The sequence below is a fragment of the Rhizobium sp. BK181 genome, assembly GCF_014193305.1.
Taxonomy (GTDB): Bacteria; Pseudomonadota; Alphaproteobacteria; order Rhizobiales; family Rhizobiaceae; genus Rhizobium.
Genome location: NZ_JACHZA010000018.1, coordinates 77,280 through 98,564 on the forward strand (window position 1 = coordinate 77,280; position 21,285 = coordinate 98,564).

The following is a 21,285-nucleotide window of genomic DNA, read 5'->3' on the forward strand; positions in this document are numbered from 1 at the left end:
GTGTTGTCGTAAGTTTCGTCAAATCACCCGCTGCAGCAGCACGGCATGCGCATGCAAGTCCAGCCCGAGTGCGAGGAGCATGACGTAGGGCGTTGTTATGTCCTCCTCGCGAGCAGCCAGCGTCACGGCGATGCTCGCGACGGTCATGTTTCCGAAATCGGTGATGGTGCTGAGCGCCGGTCCGGTTTCCAGCTTGCTGGACCAGCTCTTCAAAAGCACTGTCGAGGCCTGGTGGCCGATTAGGGTGATGTCTGTGCCGGAAAGCCCCTGGCGCTGCAACACATCCAACGCCGCCCTCGGAGCGGTTTCACCGCCAAAAGACTTGAAGGCGTCGATGCCCTTCTCTGTCATGTGAAAATAGGGACCGCTATATAGTTGGTCTTCCGGTTGCCCGTCGGTCTTTATCCGGTTCCCGGCGACGTACATGACACCGTAAAGGTCGGACTGGACAAGAGCCTGCTGGTCCCGGACGACCCATCGTACACCGGCCGTTGCACCGCCGAGCACGGCAGCCGCAGCCCCGTCGCCGGCGCTGATAGAGGGAGCCTCGTTATAGTCGACAGCCCGCGTCCAGTCGCAGCCGGCAACGACGAGGACACGCCGGACCCGTCCCGCCTTGAGCAGGGCATCGGCAATGATGAGCGATTCCGTAAAGTTAGAAAAGTCGTTGCCGAGCGCCAATGGCATGGCCCGCTCAGGCAGACCAAGACCCTTGTGCACGTCTCCGAGGTCGCTCGGCACGATGTAACGGCTGAGCGATGCGCAGCCGATCAGAAGGTCGATGTCATCAGCCGTTACCTCCGCGTCGATCATCGCCTTCTTGGCGGCAGCCACCATGATGGAGGCCAATGTCTCGTCGGCTCCAAGGACATGCCGCCGCTCATAACCCTGGAACAGCGCGAGGATCTCCGTTTCCGAGGCGTTATTCCTCAGTGCGTTGAAGATCGGGTCGTCGTTGAGCCGCACGCCTTTTGGTAGCTGGTAGCCCAGTCCGATGATCCCCAAATCGCTCTCAACCATGCTGCCACTCGCCTTTCGGCAAACCGAGCCGCTGCTGCAGGACGATCTCGGCCGTCTGCAGGGCGCCCTCTGCCCACGTTTGGTTGGTCGAATAGGCTTCTCCGCAGATGTAGCAGGGGAAATCCTCAACCGGTTGGGTCATGCGGGTAAGCATGACATCCGACTGGACGTTGACGTTCCAAAGATGCACGCCGCCGCCGTAGGGGTCGCGCGACCAGTCCATATAAGCGGCATCGATGGGGCGCGGGGCGCTGTCGTTGCCGTGCATCTGCATGAGTTCTCGATGGAGTTCGTTTACCATCTGTGTGGTGGCGGGGTGCAGTGCCCAGTTATCGGCGAGCCGTTTGGCGAACGGGTCAGACGGGTCCGCGATTTCGGCTGTGTCTGGCTGGAACTTCGCCCAATGGTGACCCGGGCTTTTAAGGTTGAGCGGCAGGCCTGCCTTGTGGACTTCCGCCCGCTTGTCCAGCCCCTCCCAGAAACTCACGTTCAGGAGATCGTCGTAGACCATGACGAGGCCTGGTGCGTCCCGCTTGGGAATGATCCCGCCGTCTGGCCCTGCGGGCCAATAGTAGCATTGCCGGATCGGCATGTCGGTGAGCGAACGACCGGAACTTACCTTGGAATCCTGCCACCAGCAGTTCGGATAGAGCAAAAAACATTTGAAGAGGGGAATTGGTGCGACGGAAGCGAGGTCTTGTCGGAACTGGATGTTCTCAGGGCCGAGAACCTTGCCTTCCGGATCGAGCAGTTCGATGGAACGGCGCGGCATGGCGAGCACGATGGCACGCGCCGTCCTTGTCGTCCCGTCGCGGAAACGCAGCTTGATACCTGTGGAGCCGTCCTCAAGCGTGATGCCTTTGAAACCGGCAAGCCATTGGTTGAACTGGATCTCGCCACCAGCCGCCTGGAAACGGTTCTGGAGCTCCCAGGGCACAGTCTCGTAACCGCCGTTGACCATCCGGTAGCTGACGCCAGGAGTAAAATCGAAATACTCGGCGGTCAGGTCAAGTGCATTGGTGTTTCCTCCGAGACAGTCATATCCGACAGTCGCACGGGCGGCGGCATATCCGTCAGCGCTAAGGCCCTTGGCGAGGAGATTCCACAGTCCGTGCTGCCACAGTGGCAATCCGTCGATCTCAACTTTCTCGAGATACTGGCGCAGTGTCCCAGCATTGAGATTCTCCATCAGCCCGGGCATCAGGCTTGTCAGAACGCGCCCGATCAGCGAGGCGGGACTCCCGGCACCGCTGGCCGCCAGCCATGCCGCTTCCCCTGGATCGAACCAGTATGGGAGTGCCGCCGTATCGCCGAGATCGCTTGTGCGCAGGAGTTTGCCGCGCAGGAAGGCAATATTACCAGGAAGATCGACAACCTGGGCATGGTAGGGCAGTTTCAACACGCACTCGACCAGGCCGGTAACAAGTGTTTGTGCTGGTGCGACATAGCGCATGCCCCCGACCTCGGCGGTTGTATCGGGCATATGCGGAGAACGGGCCGAAAGCAGGCGGCCTCCAATGCGGTCGCTCCCTTCGAAGAGGGCGACCTTGAGTTTTCCCCGGGCAGTCTCCCAGCCTGCGAGGCCGGAGCCCGTCAGACGCGATGTCAGCATCCGCCATCCGGCATAAATGCCGCCAATCCCGCCGCCGACGATCGCAACGTCGACATCAGGTAATGCAACCATGGTTTCCCCTCCCTCAGTCGACCTTCTTTTGCCAGTAAGGCGGGCTCCAGTATGGAGGAGCGGCCTTGGGGTCTATATGCGCGACGATCACCTGCGGTCTCCCGTTGTTTGCGCCATCGACGATCTTTGGCCAGGCGTCCCGAAGGTCGCCGGGGCTCGAGATGCCAACCGCATTGGCGCCAAGGCCTTCCGCCACCTTCACAAGGTCGGTCGTGCCAAGGCTGTAGGCATCGCTGAAGCTGCCATCGCTCGCGAACATCATCGCCATTCCCTGTGCCACCATGTTGAGATCCTCGTCCTTCAGGACGACCCAGATGGCGCCCACCTTGTGGGCGGCGGCGGTGGAGATCTCGCCGAGCTGCATCAGGAAGGCTCCGTCCCCAACCAGTGCGAGAGAGAGGCGACCCGGCTGTCCGAGCTTGGCGCCAATCACGCCGCAGACACCAAATCCCATGGGGCCCATGGCAAGGGCGCTATGGAATTCCTGCTTTCGGTCAACGATCAGGGAATGCAGGCCCCAGCCGACGCAATTTCCGCAATCGATGAAAATGGATGCATCAGCCGGCAGCAATTCGTTGAGCGTTCGGCAAAGGGCGGCCGGCTGGAGAGGAGCCGCTTCCGAGGTGTAGTCGTCGGGCGAGGAAAATGGCGAATTGGCCTTTTTGATCCCGGCGATCTCGGCCTTTCGCTCTGCAACCACCGCAGGGGAAGCCGGCCAGGTTGGCGCCTGATCCCAAAGAGCCCGGATGAAGGCTCCGGCCTCCGCGACGATTCCGTCGGTTACGGGGAAGCCGCGTCCAATCATCGCCTGATCGATATCGACCTGGATGAATGGGCCATTCGGCACCAGCATCGGGTTCCATCGGTAGGTTGCAAGCTCGCCGAGCGAGGAGCCGATGACGAGCAGGGCGTCATGGGCCGCAGTGCCATCCTTGTTGATCATCCAATATTGCGGCCATTGGCAACCAGCAAACCCGTAGGTGCGAAGCGACAGCTCGTTCGTTTCGGGAAAGACGCCCTTGCCATCCGAGGTCGTCATGACCGGAACCTGCCACCACTCCGCCAGGGCCCGAAGCGCGTCGGCCGTGTCAGGATCCCGAACCGCGTCTCGGCAGCCGCTGCCGACCAGGATCAGTGGACGCATGGCGGTCGACATCACCTTGAGCACTCGCCGGACGGCGTCGACCGGTGCACCGCCTGGCAGCGAACGATAGTTGGTGGGACGGGCCGGGGGGCGCGGCGCCACGATCTGAAACGGGTCCTCGTCGTCGATCATTGCCGACGCGACACTGTCGGAAATGCCGAGACGTACGGCGCGCCGGGGAATTGACAGCATGTCGCGCAGCGCCTGCTCGATAATGATAGGCGCCCCGGCCGATGCTGCGATATCGGCGCTATAACGGGTTCCCGCGGCGTAGATGTCACGAATATTCAGACCGCAGTCTGTCCCTTCTTGGAGATAGCCGCGGCCAAGGAAGTCCTGCTGCACCTCGCCGGTCAACGTCATGACGGCAGAACCGCCAAAATTGGCGTTCATCGTGCCGGTGAGGGCGTTGGTGGCACCGGGGCCGCTGGTGACCAGGACGACGCCGGGCTTGCCGGTCGCCCTGAAATAACCGTCGGCCATGTAAGCAGCCGCGGACTCGTGCCGGCACACGATATAGGTGAATTCGCGTCTTTGCCTGACCCGCTCCAAAAGATGTGCGATACCGGCACCCGGAACGCCGAACATCAGCGTCGCATTTTCGAGAACCAGGTAATCGAGAAGCTGGTCGGCAACGGTGCCGCCTTGCGAAGACGTAGGTGCAGCCATCGTCATGAACTCCGCTTTTCGTTAGATTGGCAGAAGAGCTATGAACGCGATTTCAGGTGGTTGCGAATGCAGGTGCTACTTGCGGGCAGTAACGCATCTTGCCTGAGGTCCGGCCGCATGTCGAGTGCTAGCAGACGCTACGCGTTGCTATGTATCGAATATAGTCTGTGACCAGCGAGCGTCATTAGCGCAACTACACATTGAGCATGCTGCAATCCTATCGCCAAAGAGATGTCGACTGTTTTACATCGAAAGGCGTACACTGTATTTCATGCGTTATAGATTATACTTAAAAAACCTGCTTATTGGCCGGTTCTCAGGGGTTTGATCTTGAAAATTTATGAGGGAGCATGCCATGAATCGCAACGCTCGCCGATGGGCTTCCAGCTCGACACTCATGGATTCATGGCTCCCCAGGTGGCTTTCCGGCGGCCGAAAGTCGAAATCCCGCAATGCGGCCCACGGAGGCGACGGATTTCATCAAGTCGCGCTCGCCACGCCGACCGCTGTGGGGACGACCTCCGGCGCCGTGGCCGACAACCCGTTTAAGGAAACGATAGCCGATGGAGAAGATCGTCGGAACGGGGGGGCGGTCTGCGATGCGCACGGTCAGGTGATCAGCGATCTGACGCCGCTATCACTGGCAAAAGGCAACGGAGACGGACCTCAGGGGGGCAACGGTGCCGTGCCTCGCTCTGTCGCCGGGGGATGGGATCATTTCTCAGGCAGTTGGGGTGCGCAAACATTTGGAATAGAGTCATCGCAGCACGCCGGTCACAGCACGGTTGGCAAGACTTCAGGACAAGACCCGGCCATTATGGTGGGTGGGCACGTCGCTTCCGGCAGGTTCGTCATGCCGCAGACGGCCACGCTCGACCAAGGAAGCGCGACTGGGTCTCGTTCACTCCAGGCGCTTGGTCTGTCGTTCGGCGCGTCGGCGACCGACCAGCTGCATGGCCTGTCCCGAATGTCAGGTTTTCGTGAAACCGCAAGATTGACCGTTTCAACGGTCTCGAGCGGAACTCTAGTTGGTGTTGGAGAGCCCGTAACCGGAGGCGCCAGCTCCAAGAGCGCCACGCTTTTTGCTGCGCCCGCAGCCGATCTGGGCGGCACTCAGAGTGCGGCGATCCAAAGTTTGGCGGCCGCAGCGGCGGTCAGCAACGCGATCGTGACCGAGAACCAGAAGCAAGGTAATCCGGAGAGTGAATGGGGCATCGACGGGGCAGGCAGCACGAACATCGAGGGTTTTGCCACCGACATCAGCGTCAATCGCGGCCAGACTGTCAGCTTCAAAATCAACACGAATTCCAACAACTATCGAATCGACATCTATCGCCTCGGCTATTACGGCGGCATGGGCGCGCGCAAGATTACGACGATCCAGCATACAGGCGTGCAGAACCAGCCTACACCGTTGCGCGATAACGCTACCGGTCTGGTCGACGCCGGCAACTGGTCGGTGTCGGCGTCCTGGGCAATTCCGGCAGACGCGACGTCGGGCATCTATATTGCAAAGCTCGTGCGGCAGGATGGTACCGCTGGTGAGAACCAAATCCCATTCATCGTACGCGACGACAGCAGCCACAGCGATGTTATCTTTCAAACCTCCGATGAGACCTGGCAGGCCTATAACCCCTGGGGTGGAGCCAATCTCTACCAAGGCAACGGGCCAGGGGGAGATTCCGCCCCGGGTCGTGCATACGCTGTCAGCTACAATCGCCCGATCACCACCAGGGGCGGCGGCCTCGCGGCCGGGCCGCAGGATTATATCTTCGGTGTCGAATTCTCAGCCATTCAATGGCTTGAGAAAAACGGATATGATGTGTCTTATATGGCTGGAATGGACTCCGACCGCCTCGGCAGCCTGATTAAAAATCATAAGATGTTCCTGAGTGTAGGCCACGATGAGTATTGGTCGGGACAACAGCGTGCCAATGTCGAGGCAGCGCGGGATGCCGGGGTTAACCTCTCCTTTTGGAGCGGCAACGAGGTTTACTGGGAGACTCGCTTCGCTCCAAGCATCAGTGCGGGCGCGCAACCCTATCGCACCCTGGTCAGCTACAAGGAAACAAGGGCCGGCCCAATTGATCCGGATAATCAATGGACTGGAACCTTCCGGGATCCACGTTATGTCTCGCCGACCGCGGTCGGGGGAGGGCGGCCGGAAAACGCGCTGACTGGTACCATGTTCCAGGTCGATTCCTACCGAAGTGATGCGATTACCATCCCGTATGATGACGCCAACCTGCGGTTCTGGCGCGATACCAGCGTGGCAACCCTCCAGCCGGGCCAGACAGCAACCCTTCAGCAGAACTATCTCGGATATGAATGGGATGAGTCGCCTGACAATGGATTTCGCCCCGCTGGGCTTATCGAGTTGTCGTCGACGACGTTGCCGGTCAGCCAATATCTGCTGGACTACGGTACGACAACCGGCAATGCAACCGCAACGCACAACCTGACGCTTTACCGGGCGCCGAGTGGTGCATTGGTATTCGGTGCCGGCACAGTTTACTGGGCATGGGGGCTTGATGCGAACCATGACCTAGAAGCCACGCCCGTCGACCCGCGCGTAAAGCAGGCGATGGTCAATTTGCTGGCCGACATGGGCATCCAGCCGGGTACGCTGGAAGCGGGACTGGTAGCCGAAACACAGTCAACGGATACCACAAAGCCTGTGTCATTGATCATTGCGCCGAACGACGGGACCCCGCTTAAGGTAGGCAATGCCATCACCATTAGCGGAACCGCATCCGACGTCGGCGGTGTTATCGCGTCGGTCGAGGTCTCCACCGATGGTGGTACGACCTGGCACCGGGCGGTTGGAGACGAGTCCTGGACCTATAGCTGGGTCGCGCAGACAGCCGGTACGTTCACCATCAAGACCAGGGCGGTAGACGACAGCCTCAATCTCGAAACCCCCGGTAGTGGCCGAACAGTGACGGTAACGGGCAACAACTTCTTTTCCGCTTCAGCGATACCGCCTACCGTGCCGGACGGCGATGCAAATGCCATCGAAGTTGGAATGAAGTTCCAATCCTCCGTCGCAGGCACTGTAACGGGTGTTCGGTATTACAAGAGCGATTTGAACATCGGACCGCACACAGGGTCGCTGTGGTCGAGCACAGGCACCAGATTGGCGACGGTCACTTTTTCCAACGAATCAGGGGTCGGTTGGCAGGCCGCCAGCTTTTCAACGCCAGTCTCGATCGTTGCCGGCACCACATATGTGGTCTCTTATCACACCAACTACGGGCACTATGTGGCAACAGGAGGCTATTTTGCCTCTTCCGTAACGAATGGATCACTCACGGCGCCGGCGAATGCCGGCGTCTATAGCTACAATTCGGCAAGTGTTTTTCCGAGCAGCACCTTTAACAGTGAGAATTACTGGGTCGATGTCCTATTCAATCCGGCGACGGCAAACAACACGCCGCCGACGGCGGTTGCCGATGCCGGCGATGCGACAGAGAAGGGCGGTGTCGCCAACGGCTCTGGTGGTTCGCCCGCCAGCGGCAACGTGCTGACCAACGACACCGATCCGGATGCCGGCGATACCAAGACGGTGACGGCGGTCGCCTTCGGCGCGACGACAGGCACGCTCGGCACGGCGCTTGCCGGCACCTATGGCAGCCTCGTGCTCAATGCGTCGGGCGCCTATAGCTATACGATCAACGAGACCAACACCGCGGTGCAGGCGCTGCGGCTGTCGACCAACACGCTGAGCGACATCTTCAGCTACACCATGCGTGACACCGCCGGTGCGACGGCGACGGCCTCGCTGACGATCACCATCCACGGCGCCGACGACGCCCCTGTGCTGGCGGCCCAGACCGTCACCCAGAACGCCACGGTCAACACTGGCTTTTCATTCGCCCTACCGGCCGGCACCTTCACCGACGTCGACACCGGTGATGCGCTTACCTATACGGCAACATCTTCGGACGGCACGGCACTTCCCACCTGGCTGAGCTTCAATGCCACGACGCAGACCTTCAGCGGCACGCCGACGACAACCGGCACGTCAGCCATCAAGGTGACGGCAACAGACATTGCCGGCCTTGCTGCCAGCGAGATCTTCAATATCACCACTTCGATAGCGGGCAACACGACGCCGACGGCGGTTGCCGATATCAGCGATGCGACCGAGAAAGGCGGTGTTGCCAATGGTTCTGGTGGCTCGCCCGCCACCGGCAACGTGCTTGCCAACGATACCGACCCGGATCAGAACGACACCAAGACAGTCACGGCGGTCGTTTTCGGCGCGACAACAGGCACGCTCGGCACTGCGCTTGCCGGCACCTATGGCAGCCTGCTGCTCGATGCGACGGGCGCCTACAGCTACACGATCAACGAGACCAACACTGCGGTGCAGGCGCTGCGGCAGTCGACCAACACGCTGAGTGACGTCTTCAGCTACACCATGCGTGACACGGCCGGTGCGACGGCGACGGCCTCGCTGACGATCACCATCCACGGCGCCGACGACGCGCCGGTTCTGGCCGCCCAGACCGCCACCCAAAACGCGACGGCGGGGACCGCCTTCTCGTTCGCGCTGCCGGCCGGCACCTTCACCGATGTCGACAGCGGCGACACGCTTACCTACACGGCAACATCTGACAACGGCTCGGCGCTTCCGACCTGGCTGAGTTTCAATGCCTCGACGCAGACCTTCAGCGGTACGCCGACGACTGCAGGTACGTCAGGCATCAAGGTGACGGCAACCGACCTTGCCGGCCTTGCCACCAGCGAGACCTTCAATATCACCACGACAGTGCCGTCGACCTACAGCCTGTTCAGCGCTACCAGCACGCCGGCCCAGGTAAATCTCAGCGACAACAGGCAGATCGAACTCGGCGTCAAATTTCAGGCTAACGTTGCTGGACAGATCACTGCGATAAAATTCTATCGAAGTGCTAGCGATACCGGCCAGAACGTCGTCGACCTGTGGACGACTGGAGGCACCAAGCTCGCGACTGCCAACTATGTCGGCACGACTGGTAGCGGCTGGCAGACGGTGAACTTTACAACCCCTGTCAACATCACCGCCAACACCACCTACATCGCGTCGTACCACACGACCGGTGCCTATGTGGCGACCGGAAACTTTTTCACAGCAACTGTTACTAGCGGCCCGCTGACGGCACTCTCGAGTGCGGCGGCCGGTGGCAATGGTGTCTACCGTTATGGCGGAACCGCCTCGGCAGGTATTTTCCCGAATGCCACCTTCCAGTCATCGAATTACTTTGCGGATGTGGTTTTCCGCCCGGCGACGGCAAACAACACGCCGCCGACGGCGGTTGCCGATGCCGGCGATGCGACAGAGAAGGGCGGTGTCGCCAACGGCTCTGGTGGTTCGCCCGCCAGCGGCAACGTGCTGACCAACGACACCGATCCGGATGCCGGCGATACCAAGACGGTGACGGCGGTCGCCTTCGGCGCGACGACAGGCACGCTCGGCACGGCGCTTGCCGGCACCTATGGCAGCCTCGTGCTCAATGCGTCGGGCGCCTATAGCTATACGATCAACGAGACCAACACCGCGGTGCAGGCGCTGCGGCTGTCGACCAACACGCTGAGCGACATCTTCAGCTACACCATGCGTGACACCGCCGGTGCGACGGCGACGGCCTCGCTGACGATCACCATCCACGGCGCCGACGACGCCCCTGTGCTGGCGGCCCAGACCGTCACCCAGAACGCCACGGTCAACACTGGCTTTTCATTCGCCCTACCGGCCGGCACCTTCACCGACGTCGACACCGGTGATGCGCTTACCTATACGGCAACATCTTCGGACGGCACGGCACTTCCCACCTGGCTGAGCTTCAATGCCACGACGCAGACCTTCAGCGGCACGCCGACGACAACCGGCACGTCAGCCATCAAGGTGACGGCAACAGACATTGCCGGCCTTGCTGCCAGCGAGATCTTCAATATCACCACTTCGATAGCGGGCAACACGACGCCGACGGCGGTTGCCGATATCAGCGATGCGACCGAGAAAGGCGGTGTTGCCAATGGTTCTGGTGGCTCGCCCGCCACCGGCAACGTGCTTGCCAACGATACCGACCCGGATCAGAACGACACCAAGACAGTCACGGCGGTCGTTTTCGGCGCGACAACAGGCACGCTCGGCACTGCGCTTGCCGGCACCTATGGCAGCCTGCTGCTCGATGCGACGGGCGCCTACAGCTACACGATCAACGAGACCAACACTGCGGTGCAGGCGCTGCGGCAGTCGACCAACACGCTGAGTGACGTCTTCAGCTACACCATGCGTGACACGGCCGGTGCGACGGCGACGGCCTCGCTGACGATCACCATCCACGGCGCCGACGACGCGCCGGTTCTGGCCGCCCAGACCGCCACCCAAAACGCGACGGCGGGGACCGCCTTCTCGTTCGCGCTGCCGGCCGGCACCTTCACCGATGTCGACAGCGGCGACACGCTTACCTACACGGCAACATCTGACAACGGCTCGGCGCTTCCGACCTGGCTGAGTTTCAATGCCTCGACGCAGACCTTCAGCGGTACGCCGACGACTGCAGGTACGTCAGGCATCAAGGTGACGGCAACCGACCTTGCCGGCCTTGCCACCAGCGAGACCTTCAATATCACCACGACAGTGCCGTCGACCTACAGCCTGTTCAGCGCTACCAGCACGCCGGCCCAGGTAAATCTCAACGATGGCCAGCAACTCGAGCTTGGTGTCAAATTCCAGTCGAACGTTGCTGGTGATATTACCGGTATCAAGTTCTACCGTAGCGCGAACGACAATGGCCAGAACGTCGTCGACCTGTGGACGACTGGAGGCGTCAACCTCGGCACTGCCACATATACCGGCACCACGGGGAGTGGTTGGCAGACGGTGAACTTTGCGACCCCTGTCAACATTACCGCCAACACCACCTACATCGCGTCGTACCACACGACTGGTGCCTATGTGGCGACCGATGGCTTCTTTGCGAACGGCGTCACCAACGGCCCGCTGTCGGCGCTGTCGAACGCGGCCGCCGGCGGCAACGGCGTGTATTCCTATGGCGGCTCTGCCACCTCGGGTCTCTTCCCGACGAGCACTTTTGATTCAGCGAACTACTATGCCGATGTGGTCTTCCGACCGCAGCTCGCTGCGTAAGAGCATGCCATTGATGCCGCGAACATTGAGCGTGGTCCTGTGGCGGCAATCCTCGGGAGTGTCGAAAATCTCCGCCGCCATTGGAATGAATTCGATACCCTCGCTCTTCTAGGCGGTCTGGACAGACTTCTCTCGGCCGACAACAGAGATCGCTCGAATGAGATACGCCTAGGCCGTTCTTGGGTAATGCCACTCAGGGCTTGCAGCACGGAGAGCCTGTACCGTCGGCTGGCCCCACGGGCGCGCAGATCTTCCAGCCACTAGACAATCTTCGCCGCTTACGCAACCGTCTGGCTCATCATGAGTTGATCCCTAACCGCAATGCCGAGGCAGCTTATGCCTCAATCCTGCGCCTAATCGGGTACATCTACCCAACCGCCGCTGAATGGATTGTTGATCAGAACCAGGTGCCAGCCGCCTTACCTGCAAGACCGTAAGGTTTGACTATGCACTCGGAGGCGGCAGGCGCAGATACAGCGCGGGAAAGGGGATGCGCGAAGCCTTCACGGTTTCGCTTGTCATCAATGACGCAGTTGACGGATTGATGACCTGGCCCATGCAAATGCAATGTCACACATGCTCCCAGCAATGATGTTGATGTGTGACGCATCTCATGCTAATAAGTGACCGAACGGTCGGTGAATGGAGCGCGATCGCGTCGGGAGGACTAGAGAATGTCCGAAACGTTCACGCACGATGCCATGCGCACGCCGAGGGTATGCGACGGCAGCGCAGTAGAACGATTGTGCCCATGCGGCCTTTTCTTGCCACAGAGACGATACGTTCCACAGGTCACGGCATCGTGACTATCGATAACTGAAGCAAAAGCCAATCTGCAAAGCCACGGGAGGGACGATGCAGTCACTTGTCACGCCAATCCATATGCCAGTGCCAGTGGAAATTTTGCAGGCTGAGATCCGAAAGGTCTGCGGTGTTTTCGATCTTGAGCCGATGCGAGGGGCCGGCGTGGTTGCCGGCGACGTTGCGACCCGGCGGATCGGTCTGTTCGATACCGCCATTGTCGGGCTCGATGCCAGCAGTCATGTGGAGCGCGGCGCCAAAGCGATCCGGCAGGATCCCGGTGAGCATTTCTTTCTTCTGATCCAGGACAGCGGCCAATGCCGCGTCGAGCAGAACGGCCGCACGGCCGAGCTCGCTGCCGGTGACATGTTTCTGGTGGATTCCGTCAAGCCGTCGCGATTTCTGTATGGCGGCGCCCGTTCCAGCCAGGTCTCTATCCATTTGCCGCGCGACGAAATGGTGCATCGCTTCGGCGATACCTGCACAGGCGGCGTGTCGATCAGCCGCTCCGATCCGCTGTGGCTTGCCATCCGCGCCGTGGTGACCAAGATGCTCGACGCCTCGGGCGCCCAGCAGCAGCTTGGCGAGGCCTTCCTTTGCCTGATGGGTGCTTATCTGCAATCGAACCGGGGCATGATGCCCAATCGCGCGCCCGAGACATTGCTGTCGCGCGCATTGGCACTGATTGACCGCTACGGTCTCGAACCGGCCTTCGGCCCGCGCGAACTGGCGAGCCGCCTGAACGTCTCCGAGCGCATGCTGCAGCGCCACTTCCGGCCGCTCGGGGAAACGCCCGGGCAGCGCCTTCTCAAGCGTCGCCTCGAGGTGGCTCATGCCCGGCTGGCAGAACGTGCTGCCGACCAGGCGAGCGACGGCATCGCCGCCATCGCCTACGGTTCCGGCTTCAACGATCTCTCCTATTTCTACCGGGAGTTCCGCAAGAAGTACTGCACGACTCCCGGCGCCGTGGTGCGCTGTCATTGACGCTTTTGTCCAACAGACGGGACGCTCTCGTCCAAGTCTGGTGCACGGTTCTGGCCTAGGCTTCTTCCAAATCCGGGATGGACCGGATCTCAGCGAGGAGGCTGATCATGACGTTCTATTCTGCAATCATCGACGGGGCGTCGGTGACTGGCGAGGCAGGTTTCGCAGTTTTCAATCCGGCAACGGGCGAGGTGGCTGGACGCGCACCGAACATGGGTGGCGCAGAACTCGACCAGGCCGTCGAGGCTGCGCGCGCTGCGTTTCTTGCATGGTCGGCGAGAAGTGACGAGGACCTGCAGCGCATGTGCGCGGCCGTCACCTCCCGTATCGAGGAACATGCCGGTGAACTGGCCGACATTATCACGCGCGAGCAGGGCAAGCCCTTGAACGGCCTCGGATCGCGATGGGAAATGGGGGGCGCTGTCGCCTGGGCGGGATATACGACCGCACTGTCGGTTCCAGTTAAGGTCCTACAGGACAACAGCGAGGGTCGCGTCGAATTGCATCGCAAGCCGATCGGCGTCGTCGGTTCCATCACGCCATGGAATTTCCCGGTCATGATCGCGATCTGGCATATCATGCCGGCGCTCCGCACCGGCAATACCGTGGTCATCAAGCCATCGCCGCTGACGCCGCTGTCGACGCTGCGGCTGGTGGAAATCATCAATGAGGTTCTCCCCCCTGGTGTCCTCAACGTCGTGACAAGCGACGACAAGGGCTTCAATCTCGGCGCGGCGATGGCGGCCCATCCAGGGATCAACAAGATCGTCTTTACCGGCTCCAGCGCGACCGGACAGAAGGTCATGCAGTCGGCCGCCGGCAACATGAAGCGCCTGACCCTCGAACTCGGCGGCAATGATGCCGGCATCGTACTGCCCGACGCCGATCCCAAGGCGATCGTCGAGGGCCTGTTCTGGGGTGCCTTCATCAACAACGGCCAGACCTGCGCCGCCCTGAAGCGGCTCTATGTCCATGACAGCATCCATGACGCGGTGTGCGAAGCTCTGGTAGACTATGCCCGCGCCATTCCCGTCGGCAATGGGATGGAGGAGACGAGCGTGCTTGGCCCGGTGCAGAACAGCATGCAGTTCGACAAGGTGTCACGTCTCGTCGCGGACGCCACGACGCGTGGCAAGGTCCTGCTTGGCGGTGCGCCGGGTGAGGGCCTGTTCTATCCGCCAACCATCATATCCGGCCTGAAGAACGGCGATCCGCTTGTCGACGAGGAGCAGTTCGGTCCGGCCCTGCCGGTCATCCGCTACCACGACGTCGAAGAAGCGATCGCACTCGCAAATGACAGCCCAAACGGTCTTGGTGGTTCCGTCTGGTCATCTGATATCGCGGCTGCAAAGGCCGTGGCGAGCCGCATGGCCTGCGGTTCCGTCTGGATCAACAAGCACGGCGCTATCCAGCCCAATGTCCCGTTCGGTGGCGTCAAGTCGTCCGGGCTCGGCGTCGAGTTCGCCGAGGAAGGCCTACTGGAATACACGGACATCCAGGTGGTCTTCAGCTGAGGCCCAGCGCGCCGTCCGAACGGCGACGACCGTTGCAGTATGAGCAGGAACAATGAGGGCGGGCAGGTTGCCGCCCAACCAACAGATCAAGAGGGAGAGAGAGAGATGAATCGCACGCCCTATATTGCCGCCGCCGGCCTGATGCTGGCCCTTTCAGCATCCGCTGCGATTGCCCATCCGCTGGATGGCTTGACGGCGGAAGAATACCAGAAGATCAACGGGATCCTGCGCGATGCGAAGGTGGTTGACGAGAATACGCTCTATCCGTTGATCGAACTCAAGGAACCGGCCAAGGCCGATGTGATCTCCTGGAAGGACGGCGACAAGCCGCTCGACCGTGAGGCGCGGGTGCATCTCACGAGCCCGGAGGGCTTCAAGGAAGCCGTCGTCAACATCACGACCGGCAGGGTCGAGAGTACGACGCCGGTCAAGGGCCAGCCGATGGTCCTGTTCACGGAGTTCATGGACGCGCTGCAGGGCGCGCTGAAGGACCCGGACATGGTCATGGGCCTGAAGAAGCGGGGCCTGACGCCTGAACAGGCTTTCTGCCTGCCGCTGACGGCGGGCAACTTCTTCACAGAGGACTACAAGAATTCCCGCCTGATGAAAGTGCCCTGCTACAAGGTTCCTGACGGATCAAACTACTACGCCAAGCCGATCGAGGGCCTGTTTGCCGTCTACGATATCGGCAAGAAGAAGGTGGAGAAGGTCATCGACATCGGTGTGATCGAAGGCCCGAAGGATAATTGGGGCTACACCGAGAAGGAAGTCGAAGCGCGTGAGCCGCTGCGGCCGAAGATGAACATGGCCGAGCTCTCCCAGCAGGGCGGCCCCAACTACAAGATATCGGGCAGTCATCTCGAATGGGACCTGTGGCGCTTCAACTTCCGAGTCGACAAGCGGCCGGGCCTGGTGCTCTCCAACCTCGACGTCAAGGACGGCGACAAGTGGCGCTCGGTCATCTATCAATCCCACCTGTCTGAAGTCTTCGTACCCTACATGGACCCGACCGAGGGCTGGTACTGGCGCACCTACATGGACAGCGGGGAATACGGGTTCGGCCTTTTCCTGAGCCCGTTGCGTGCCGGCGTTGACTGCCCCGACTATGCAACCTTCCTGCCGGCAACGATTGCCGATGACAAGGGCAATCCGCTGACCATTCCGAACGCAATCTGTGTCTTCGAGCGCTCGATCGGCGACCCGGCCTGGCGTCACTTCGAAGTCTTTGCCCAGACGCCGGAAAAACCGCTTCCGGCCGAAGGCCGTCCGGCCACCGAACTTGTGGTTCGCACGGCGTCCGAAGTCGGCAATTACGACTATCTGATGGACTACCGCCTGCAACAGGATGGCCAGATCCGCATCATGATCGGCGCAACCGGCCTCGACGCGGTCAAGGGGGTCGCATCGGCCTCGATGAACGATCCGACGGCTGCCGCCGATACTGCACACGGCACGCTGATTGCACCGAACCTGGTGGCAGCCAACCACGACCACTACTTCAACTTCCGCATCGATTTCGACGTCGACCAGCCGGAGAACCATTTCGGCACGATGGACATCGTTCCGTCGAAGGTTGACAAGACGAACCCGCGCCGGTCGATGTGGGAAGTGCAGCACACGATGCCGAAGACAGAGCTGGAAGCCCGCTACCAGCTGTCCGCCGCAAAACCGCGTTACTTCATGATCTCGGATCCGTCCCGTGAAGGTTACCTCGGCCAGGAACCGGGCTGGATGATCCACCATGGCGACGTGGCCTACGGTCCCTTCGACTTCGCCAAGGACCCGCCGATGAAGCGCAACGCCTATATAGAGTACTCGGTGTGGAACACGGTCTACAATGCGGACCAGCAATATGCGGGCGGAAAGTTCGCCATGCAGAGCGACGGCTCCGACACGTTGCCGGAATGGGTCAAGGCCAACAAGCCGCTGATGGGCAAGGACATCGTGACCTGGTTTACCGCCGGCTTCCATCACATCCCCCGCATGGAGGACTGGCCTGTGATGTCAACGGAGTGGAAGACCATCCACATCGAGCCGCATAACTTCTTCGCCCACAACCCGGCCCTGACGATCCGTAACGCCGAATGATGCGGCGAGAGGGCGCCCCATGGGCGCCCTTTTTTCTTGATGTCCGTTCTTCAGGACAGGGACCGGACGGGTTGCCGGGCTCTCCCTTTCGGCGCACGGGCTGTGAGGAAAGGGCAGGCTCAGCGTGAGACATGATTCAGCAGAACAAAGAGAAACAGGATGACGAGCCAGCCGATCGCGGCAAGCGCGTCAAGCGCGACAGACCGCGCTCCTTGTTCAGGTGCATGAAAAACCAGTAGATCAGCGCCGTCTTGGCGAATGCGATCGTCAGGCTGGTTGCAAGGCCGAAGGGGCCGGTCAGCACGAAACTCGCAACAAGGGTTGCAGCAAGCGGAAGCATAAGTGCAAACCAGACAAACAAAAACGGACGGACAATCCATATTTCGTCATCTCGCGAGGTAAAATGCCGGATCGAGGAATACCCACACGACATCGACGAGATGCCCGTAGTGGTCGGGACGATGCTGCGCTCCGGCAATCTGATCCTGCCGCTCGCCATCCACCGGAACTACGGAGAAGAGTGCTGCGACCGTGCAATGCATCAAGTTTGCGAATGTTTCGCTCAAAACGCATCAATCATTTGACGAATGGCGTTTTCGCTACCTTGCAACTTGAGCCGCAAATCGAGCATATTCAGGTCGCCATAAAGGAACCGCGACACTTCGCTTGGATGGCTCGAGGAGCCTTCATCGCAGCCGCTGACATCGAGGCGCGGGACCTTTCTTGGGCCAAAACGCAGAACGAGCGGCGACGCCAGAGACTGGAAAAACAGAACGCGACATGAATTTTGAGGCGCCTTCGGGCGAATTTCGGTTCCTGCGATCACACCGCTTTCCTTTGAAACAATACGGTCCTGGCGAAGAGCGTTCATCGCAATTCCAGTTCCGCGCTCTACTTCTATCTTCAGAAGGAGAACGAGATTGGAAAACCTGAGAGAATTTGCCTCGAGCACGAATGGTGATCGCTGGTTTTTGGGCGTCGATAAGCTGACGGACACAGAGTTTGTTATCCACCGTGGGAACCCGTCGTCCGGCGGTCACGAAACAACAACTCTGGTGAGTGAGTTTTTGCAAAAGCGCCCGTTTGGGCCGGAGCGCGATGCTCTAATTTTGATACTAGCGGATCGCCCTGGTGAAAGCGGCGAGATAGCCGCTGGCCCGGTTTAAAAGATTCGTCTGAGGCGAGATCGCGGGGGATCTTTTAGTCATCCCCTTCCGATGGAGTGTGAGCTTATCAGCCTCCCGGCGCCGGCCATCTCATTTCAGGCGGTTGGCCGCCTTGTCACATGCATCACGATCAGATCCGTGAGTTTTAATGATGCGAGTAGCATCGGACGTCGTAATCCCATGCTTTTTGGCAAACGTGGCGACGTGGTAGGGTTTGCGGTCCGAAAACCCGGGATCGGATTTGCCGCGTCGCGGCCTTATGTTTGACACAACGTTCTCCTGGTCGAGGCGCGTAGAAACTTAGCTGTTATTGGCCGCTGAATAGCAAGAGGAATCGGTCGGACCTTGCCAAGGCGCAAATATGAGGAGAAGCCGACGCGCCCCGAACTGTAGGGTGCGTGCCGCCTAGGCCCGTCGGGCGGCCGGGAGGGTAGGCCGGTATGATATCAGGAGGAGTGGCCGCTGACCCGACACTCCTCTTTTGCATTACGTAAGAGCCTTGATCAGGCATCACAAGCACCGGCGGGATCACGAGCTTGATAGTGAGGTCAGCGTCTCTGGCCGATCCTTGTATATTCTCAGCATTCGGAGCCGGTCGTCCAGACAAGCGCCTCGAATAAATTCACCCTTTGGCAATTGGCAGCTAGTTCGCCTTCGAGATATCCGGAGGAGTCAAGGCGGAGCTAATCATCTGACCCAGTAGATTGTGCAGCATCTGCGCGGTCCCCAAGTCCATGCGAAGGCGAGAGGCGATGTCGACCACGCCCTGATTGTTCGCGTCCATGAAGCAGGAGCCGAATGAGAGGTAGACGGTCCCGTTGATTATGCGAGCTTCGGTTAGGTAGTCCGTGAACTTGATGGTTTCTCCATTGTCACGGATCTCCCACCATTGATCGCCCATAGCGATTTTGCGCCCGCTGCTGATTACGACTTCGTCCGGTGTAGTGGTTTCATCAGCCATTTGTGTGCCCTTTCGCTGGTAACAACCTTGGGTCAAATGAAGCTGGATTCAGGTGATTCAGTAAAGCGATAAACGTGGACTGGCCGCCTTTCACAGGGCCGAGGGGCTGATTTGCTCGTTGTTCGACTTCTCCACAGCTTGGGGCAGCAATGATCGAAAATATCCTGATGCGCTGGTGTTGCTGGCCGCTCACTTTCTGTGCGCCTACCAGCTTCAAGGGCCGCTTCCTGTCTAACGCGAAACAATCCGGCCCGATGCCGATTGATCACTTGATCGCTCATTCCGGCATACAAGGTGCCGGTGTGGCTGTGGTCACAGGTAATAGTTAGCGCGGGTTAGCAGAATGGCTGGCTCATCCGTCTATCGACGAGGCGAAGGCGCGCGGAAGAACGACTTCCGCCGTGGACCAAGCGCTGCACATCGCCTGCAAAGCCGTCTGGCTCGTCTACGTCATCTTGTCCGCAACGCTGCTGCATGGGCAATCTATCTCGCCCTGGCGGCGATGACATTCGGTTTGGCATCGTTGCACGGTTGGCCGAGCTGACCCGTCGCGCCGTCACCTAACGCCTCGCAGTCGGACCGGCCGACGCCATCATCGCCGCAGAGAGAACTTATCCCGAATGACGTCTGAACATGGCGGGCCTGAATTGCCGTCAATGCCTCCTCGGCAAGCACACGGCTTACTACGGCTCTCACCAATGGTTGTAGACCCACCACAAACAATACCCGGCAAGCACCAAAACAAAGATCGTATATACAAAACGTTTTGCCATCTCCGCTCCCTTTAGACGGGAACGTCGAAGCTATACTGCAACCAGGTCGAAGTGAATAGGCCTGCGGCTTGCGGCTTAGCTAGTCGCCGTCACGAACCCGTTGAATGTAGCGCTTTCGGTCCTCTTCCGTTGCGCTAATGGATAGATCCTGCCCCAGCTCAATACGCTGGGCTACAGGTTGCCAGGGCCTTCCCGGGTTTTCCTTTGTCCACAGCTGCTTCGCACGTCGTTCGATTTCAGCGTCTTCCAAGCTGGTCTCCTCCGTTTTCAACAAAGGTAGCATGGGTGGGCTTTAGGCACGAGCTGACCCTGATGGAGCCTCTAAGCTCCTACTTCGAGGGCGGAAAAATCAACATGAGATCCGTGTCCGGCGGCTTCCGGACCAATAAAGGAGAAGACGCATGAGCGCACCTACCGTAACAGCGCTGCAGCGGCAAGAAAGGACATACCTGTTTCTTCCACACCGTTTATTCGCAAGAGATCCAGTCGGAAAACGGCAGGTTCCTTGATCTTGTCGGAAGCTTGCCATACCTCAAAGAATCCATGGCGCCCAAGAAGAAATCGGCAGAGGCCCGTGTGGGTCAACCAAAGTCCCTTTTGAAGCAGCTTGCGGCTCAGCCAGACAAGCTCTTCGCCGGCAAGTTTCGTCAGCAATACGCTGCCTTGTGCTTCCGCTATAAGAACGACGGGGCTTCGATAGAAATACTGGTTGTAACATCGCGCGATAGCGGCCGATGGATCATCCCGAAGGGATGGCCTATGGAAGGCAAGGCGCCCCATGCATCTGCTGCTATCGAAGCTTGGGAAGAGGCGGGAGTTCGAGGCAAGGTCGGGAAGAAGCCCGTCGGCAGATACACCTATCTGAAGCTTTTGAGCGATGGGGACGTCGTGCCCTGCATGGTTGATATATTCCAAATCGAAATCAAAACGGAGGCTGCAGACTTCAAGGAACGCGGACAGCGCGCCTTGGCTTGGGTCAGCCCGAACGAGGCCGCACGTCGCGTGCGAGAGGTCGAGCTAAAATCCATATTGATCGATTTCAGGCCCAACGGTAGAGGGAAGGGAAAATAACTGCTGAGATGTCCGCGGGCGGCCCACGAAAAAGAGCCCCGCTGGATGGCGGGGCGTGGAGGTAAGCAGAAGATCGCGCCCAGGTCGGGGACGCAAACGGAGATTAATCAACCCATTTCTTCCGTTCAAGTAACTCATAAGGTTGCCTTATATTCGACGGTGACGCCCGCCCCGTAAGTTAGAGCATCGCACTTGAATTGAGAATCGAGTGGGGTTTTCACGAGGGTATCGGTGTGATTCACTGCGGTTGGAGGTGAATCACATGGGTAAAT

General features: G+C 59.8%; 14 protein-coding genes. 6 read left to right on the top strand and 8 right to left on the bottom strand.

The features are described 5' to 3' along the window. Window positions 1-18: 18 nt before the first annotated feature. From FHT77_RS26380 to FHT77_RS26390, 3 genes are read right to left on the bottom strand one after another with little or no spacing between them, the layout of a single operon-like run. The gene (locus FHT77_RS26380) at window positions 19-1,020 is read right to left on the bottom strand and encodes a 3-oxoacyl-ACP synthase (protein WP_183757898.1); all 1,002 of its coding nucleotides are present in this window, start codon (window positions 1,018-1,020) and stop codon (window positions 19-21) included. Continuing rightward, complete coding sequence (locus FHT77_RS26385) at window positions 1,013-2,704, bottom strand: flavin monoamine oxidase family protein (RefSeq protein WP_183757900.1); 1,692 nt, start codon at window positions 2,702-2,704, stop codon at window positions 1,013-1,015. Before FHT77_RS26385 ends, FHT77_RS26380 begins: the two co-directional genes overlap by 8 nt. Before the next feature lie 13 nt (window positions 2,705-2,717). After that, window positions 2,718-4,517 (bottom strand): thiamine pyrophosphate-binding protein, encoded by a 1,800-nt coding sequence (locus FHT77_RS26390; protein WP_246720189.1) that lies wholly within the window; start codon window positions 4,515-4,517, stop codon window positions 2,718-2,720. A gap of 355 nt (window positions 4,518-4,872) precedes the next feature. Between FHT77_RS26390 and FHT77_RS26395 the strand changes: the two genes are divergently transcribed. From FHT77_RS26395 to FHT77_RS26410, 4 genes are all read left to right on the top strand, one after another. Then, window positions 4,873-11,655 (top strand): DUF4082 domain-containing protein, encoded by a 6,783-nt coding sequence (locus FHT77_RS26395; protein ID WP_183757904.1) that lies wholly within the window; start codon window positions 4,873-4,875, stop codon window positions 11,653-11,655. A gap of 855 nt (window positions 11,656-12,510) precedes the next feature. Next, a complete protein-coding gene (locus tag FHT77_RS26400) occupies window positions 12,511-13,440 on the top strand; it encodes a helix-turn-helix domain-containing protein (RefSeq protein WP_183757906.1) in 930 nt (309 codons plus the stop codon). A gap of 107 nt (window positions 13,441-13,547) precedes the next feature. Further along, window positions 13,548-14,954 carry an aldehyde dehydrogenase family protein gene (locus tag FHT77_RS26405; protein ID WP_183757908.1) on the top strand — a complete coding sequence of 469 codons (1,407 nt, stop codon included), beginning with the start codon at window positions 13,548-13,550 and terminating at the stop codon, window positions 14,952-14,954. 105 nt (window positions 14,955-15,059) lie between these two features. Continuing rightward, window positions 15,060-17,042, top strand: coding sequence for a tyramine oxidase (locus tag FHT77_RS26410; RefSeq protein ID WP_183757910.1), 1,983 nt, complete (start codon window positions 15,060-15,062; stop codon window positions 17,040-17,042). A gap of 136 nt (window positions 17,043-17,178) precedes the next feature. Here FHT77_RS26410 and FHT77_RS26415 read toward each other — a convergent pair whose 3' ends face one another. From FHT77_RS26415 to FHT77_RS26425, 3 genes are read right to left on the bottom strand one after another with little or no spacing between them, the layout of a single operon-like run. Next, window positions 17,179-17,475 (bottom strand): cytochrome C oxidase subunit IV family protein, encoded by a 297-nt coding sequence (locus tag FHT77_RS26415; RefSeq protein WP_259186306.1) that lies wholly within the window; start codon window positions 17,473-17,475, stop codon window positions 17,179-17,181. Further along, window positions 17,429-17,584 carry a hypothetical protein gene (locus tag FHT77_RS26420; RefSeq protein WP_183757914.1) on the bottom strand — a complete coding sequence of 52 codons (156 nt, stop codon included), beginning with the start codon at window positions 17,582-17,584 and terminating at the stop codon, window positions 17,429-17,431. Before FHT77_RS26420 ends, FHT77_RS26415 begins: the two co-directional genes overlap by 47 nt. A gap of 20 nt (window positions 17,585-17,604) precedes the next feature. Then, window positions 17,605-17,913 (bottom strand): hypothetical protein, encoded by a 309-nt coding sequence (locus FHT77_RS26425; protein WP_183757916.1) that lies wholly within the window; start codon window positions 17,911-17,913, stop codon window positions 17,605-17,607. 49 nt (window positions 17,914-17,962) lie between these two features. On the opposite strand from FHT77_RS26425, the gene FHT77_RS26430 reads away from it, so the two are divergent. Next, on the top strand, window positions 17,963-18,208 hold the full coding sequence (locus FHT77_RS26430; protein WP_183757918.1) for a hypothetical protein: 246 nt from the start codon (window positions 17,963-17,965) through the stop codon (window positions 18,206-18,208). A 643-nt stretch (window positions 18,209-18,851) separates the two neighbouring features. Here the strand turns inward: FHT77_RS26430 and FHT77_RS26435 are convergent. Both FHT77_RS26435 and FHT77_RS26440 read right to left on the bottom strand, forming a co-directional pair. Next, window positions 18,852-19,169 carry a hypothetical protein gene (locus FHT77_RS26435; protein WP_183757920.1) on the bottom strand — a complete coding sequence of 106 codons (318 nt, stop codon included), beginning with the start codon at window positions 19,167-19,169 and terminating at the stop codon, window positions 18,852-18,854. Between the two features lie 852 nt (window positions 19,170-20,021). Next, window positions 20,022-20,192: a hypothetical protein gene (locus tag FHT77_RS26440; protein WP_183757922.1), complete on the bottom strand. Its 171-nt coding sequence runs from the start codon at window positions 20,190-20,192 to the stop codon at window positions 20,022-20,024. Window positions 20,193-20,485: 293 nt separating this feature from the next. Between FHT77_RS26440 and FHT77_RS26445 the strand changes: the two genes are divergently transcribed. Further along, a complete protein-coding gene (locus tag FHT77_RS26445) occupies window positions 20,486-21,013 on the top strand; it encodes an NUDIX hydrolase (protein ID WP_183757924.1) in 528 nt (175 codons plus the stop codon). The last annotated feature ends 272 nt before the right edge of the window (window positions 21,014-21,285 follow it).

Excerpts from the sequence above, each read along its gene's own strand:
- FHT77_RS26380 (WP_183757898.1), bottom strand. The coding sequence starts at position 1,020 with ATGGTTGAGAGCGATTTGGGGATCATCGGACTGGGCTACCAGCTACCA.
- FHT77_RS26415 (WP_259186306.1), bottom strand. The coding sequence starts at position 17,475 with ATGTCGTGTGGGTATTCCTCGATCCGGCATTTTACCTCGCGAGATGAC.
- FHT77_RS26390 (WP_246720189.1), bottom strand. The coding sequence starts at position 4,517 with ATGGCTGCACCTACGTCTTCGCAAGGCGGCACCGTTGCCGACCAGCTT.
- FHT77_RS26420 (WP_183757914.1), bottom strand. The coding sequence starts at position 17,584 with ATGCATTGCACGGTCGCAGCACTCTTCTCCGTAGTTCCGGTGGATGGC.
- FHT77_RS26425 (WP_183757916.1), bottom strand. The coding sequence starts at position 17,913 with ATGAACGCTCTTCGCCAGGACCGTATTGTTTCAAAGGAAAGCGGTGTG.
- FHT77_RS26395 (WP_183757904.1), top strand. The coding sequence starts at position 4,873 with ATGAATCGCAACGCTCGCCGATGGGCTTCCAGCTCGACACTCATGGAT.
- FHT77_RS26385 (WP_183757900.1), bottom strand. The coding sequence starts at position 2,704 with ATGGTTGCATTACCTGATGTCGACGTTGCGATCGTCGGCGGCGGGATT.
- FHT77_RS26410 (WP_183757910.1), top strand. The coding sequence starts at position 15,060 with ATGAATCGCACGCCCTATATTGCCGCCGCCGGCCTGATGCTGGCCCTT.
- FHT77_RS26405 (WP_183757908.1), top strand. The coding sequence starts at position 13,548 with ATGACGTTCTATTCTGCAATCATCGACGGGGCGTCGGTGACTGGCGAG.
- FHT77_RS26435 (WP_183757920.1), bottom strand. The coding sequence starts at position 19,169 with ATGGCTGATGAAACCACTACACCGGACGAAGTCGTAATCAGCAGCGGG.
- FHT77_RS26400 (WP_183757906.1), top strand. The coding sequence starts at position 12,511 with ATGCAGTCACTTGTCACGCCAATCCATATGCCAGTGCCAGTGGAAATT.
- FHT77_RS26445 (WP_183757924.1), top strand. The coding sequence starts at position 20,486 with ATGGCGCCCAAGAAGAAATCGGCAGAGGCCCGTGTGGGTCAACCAAAG.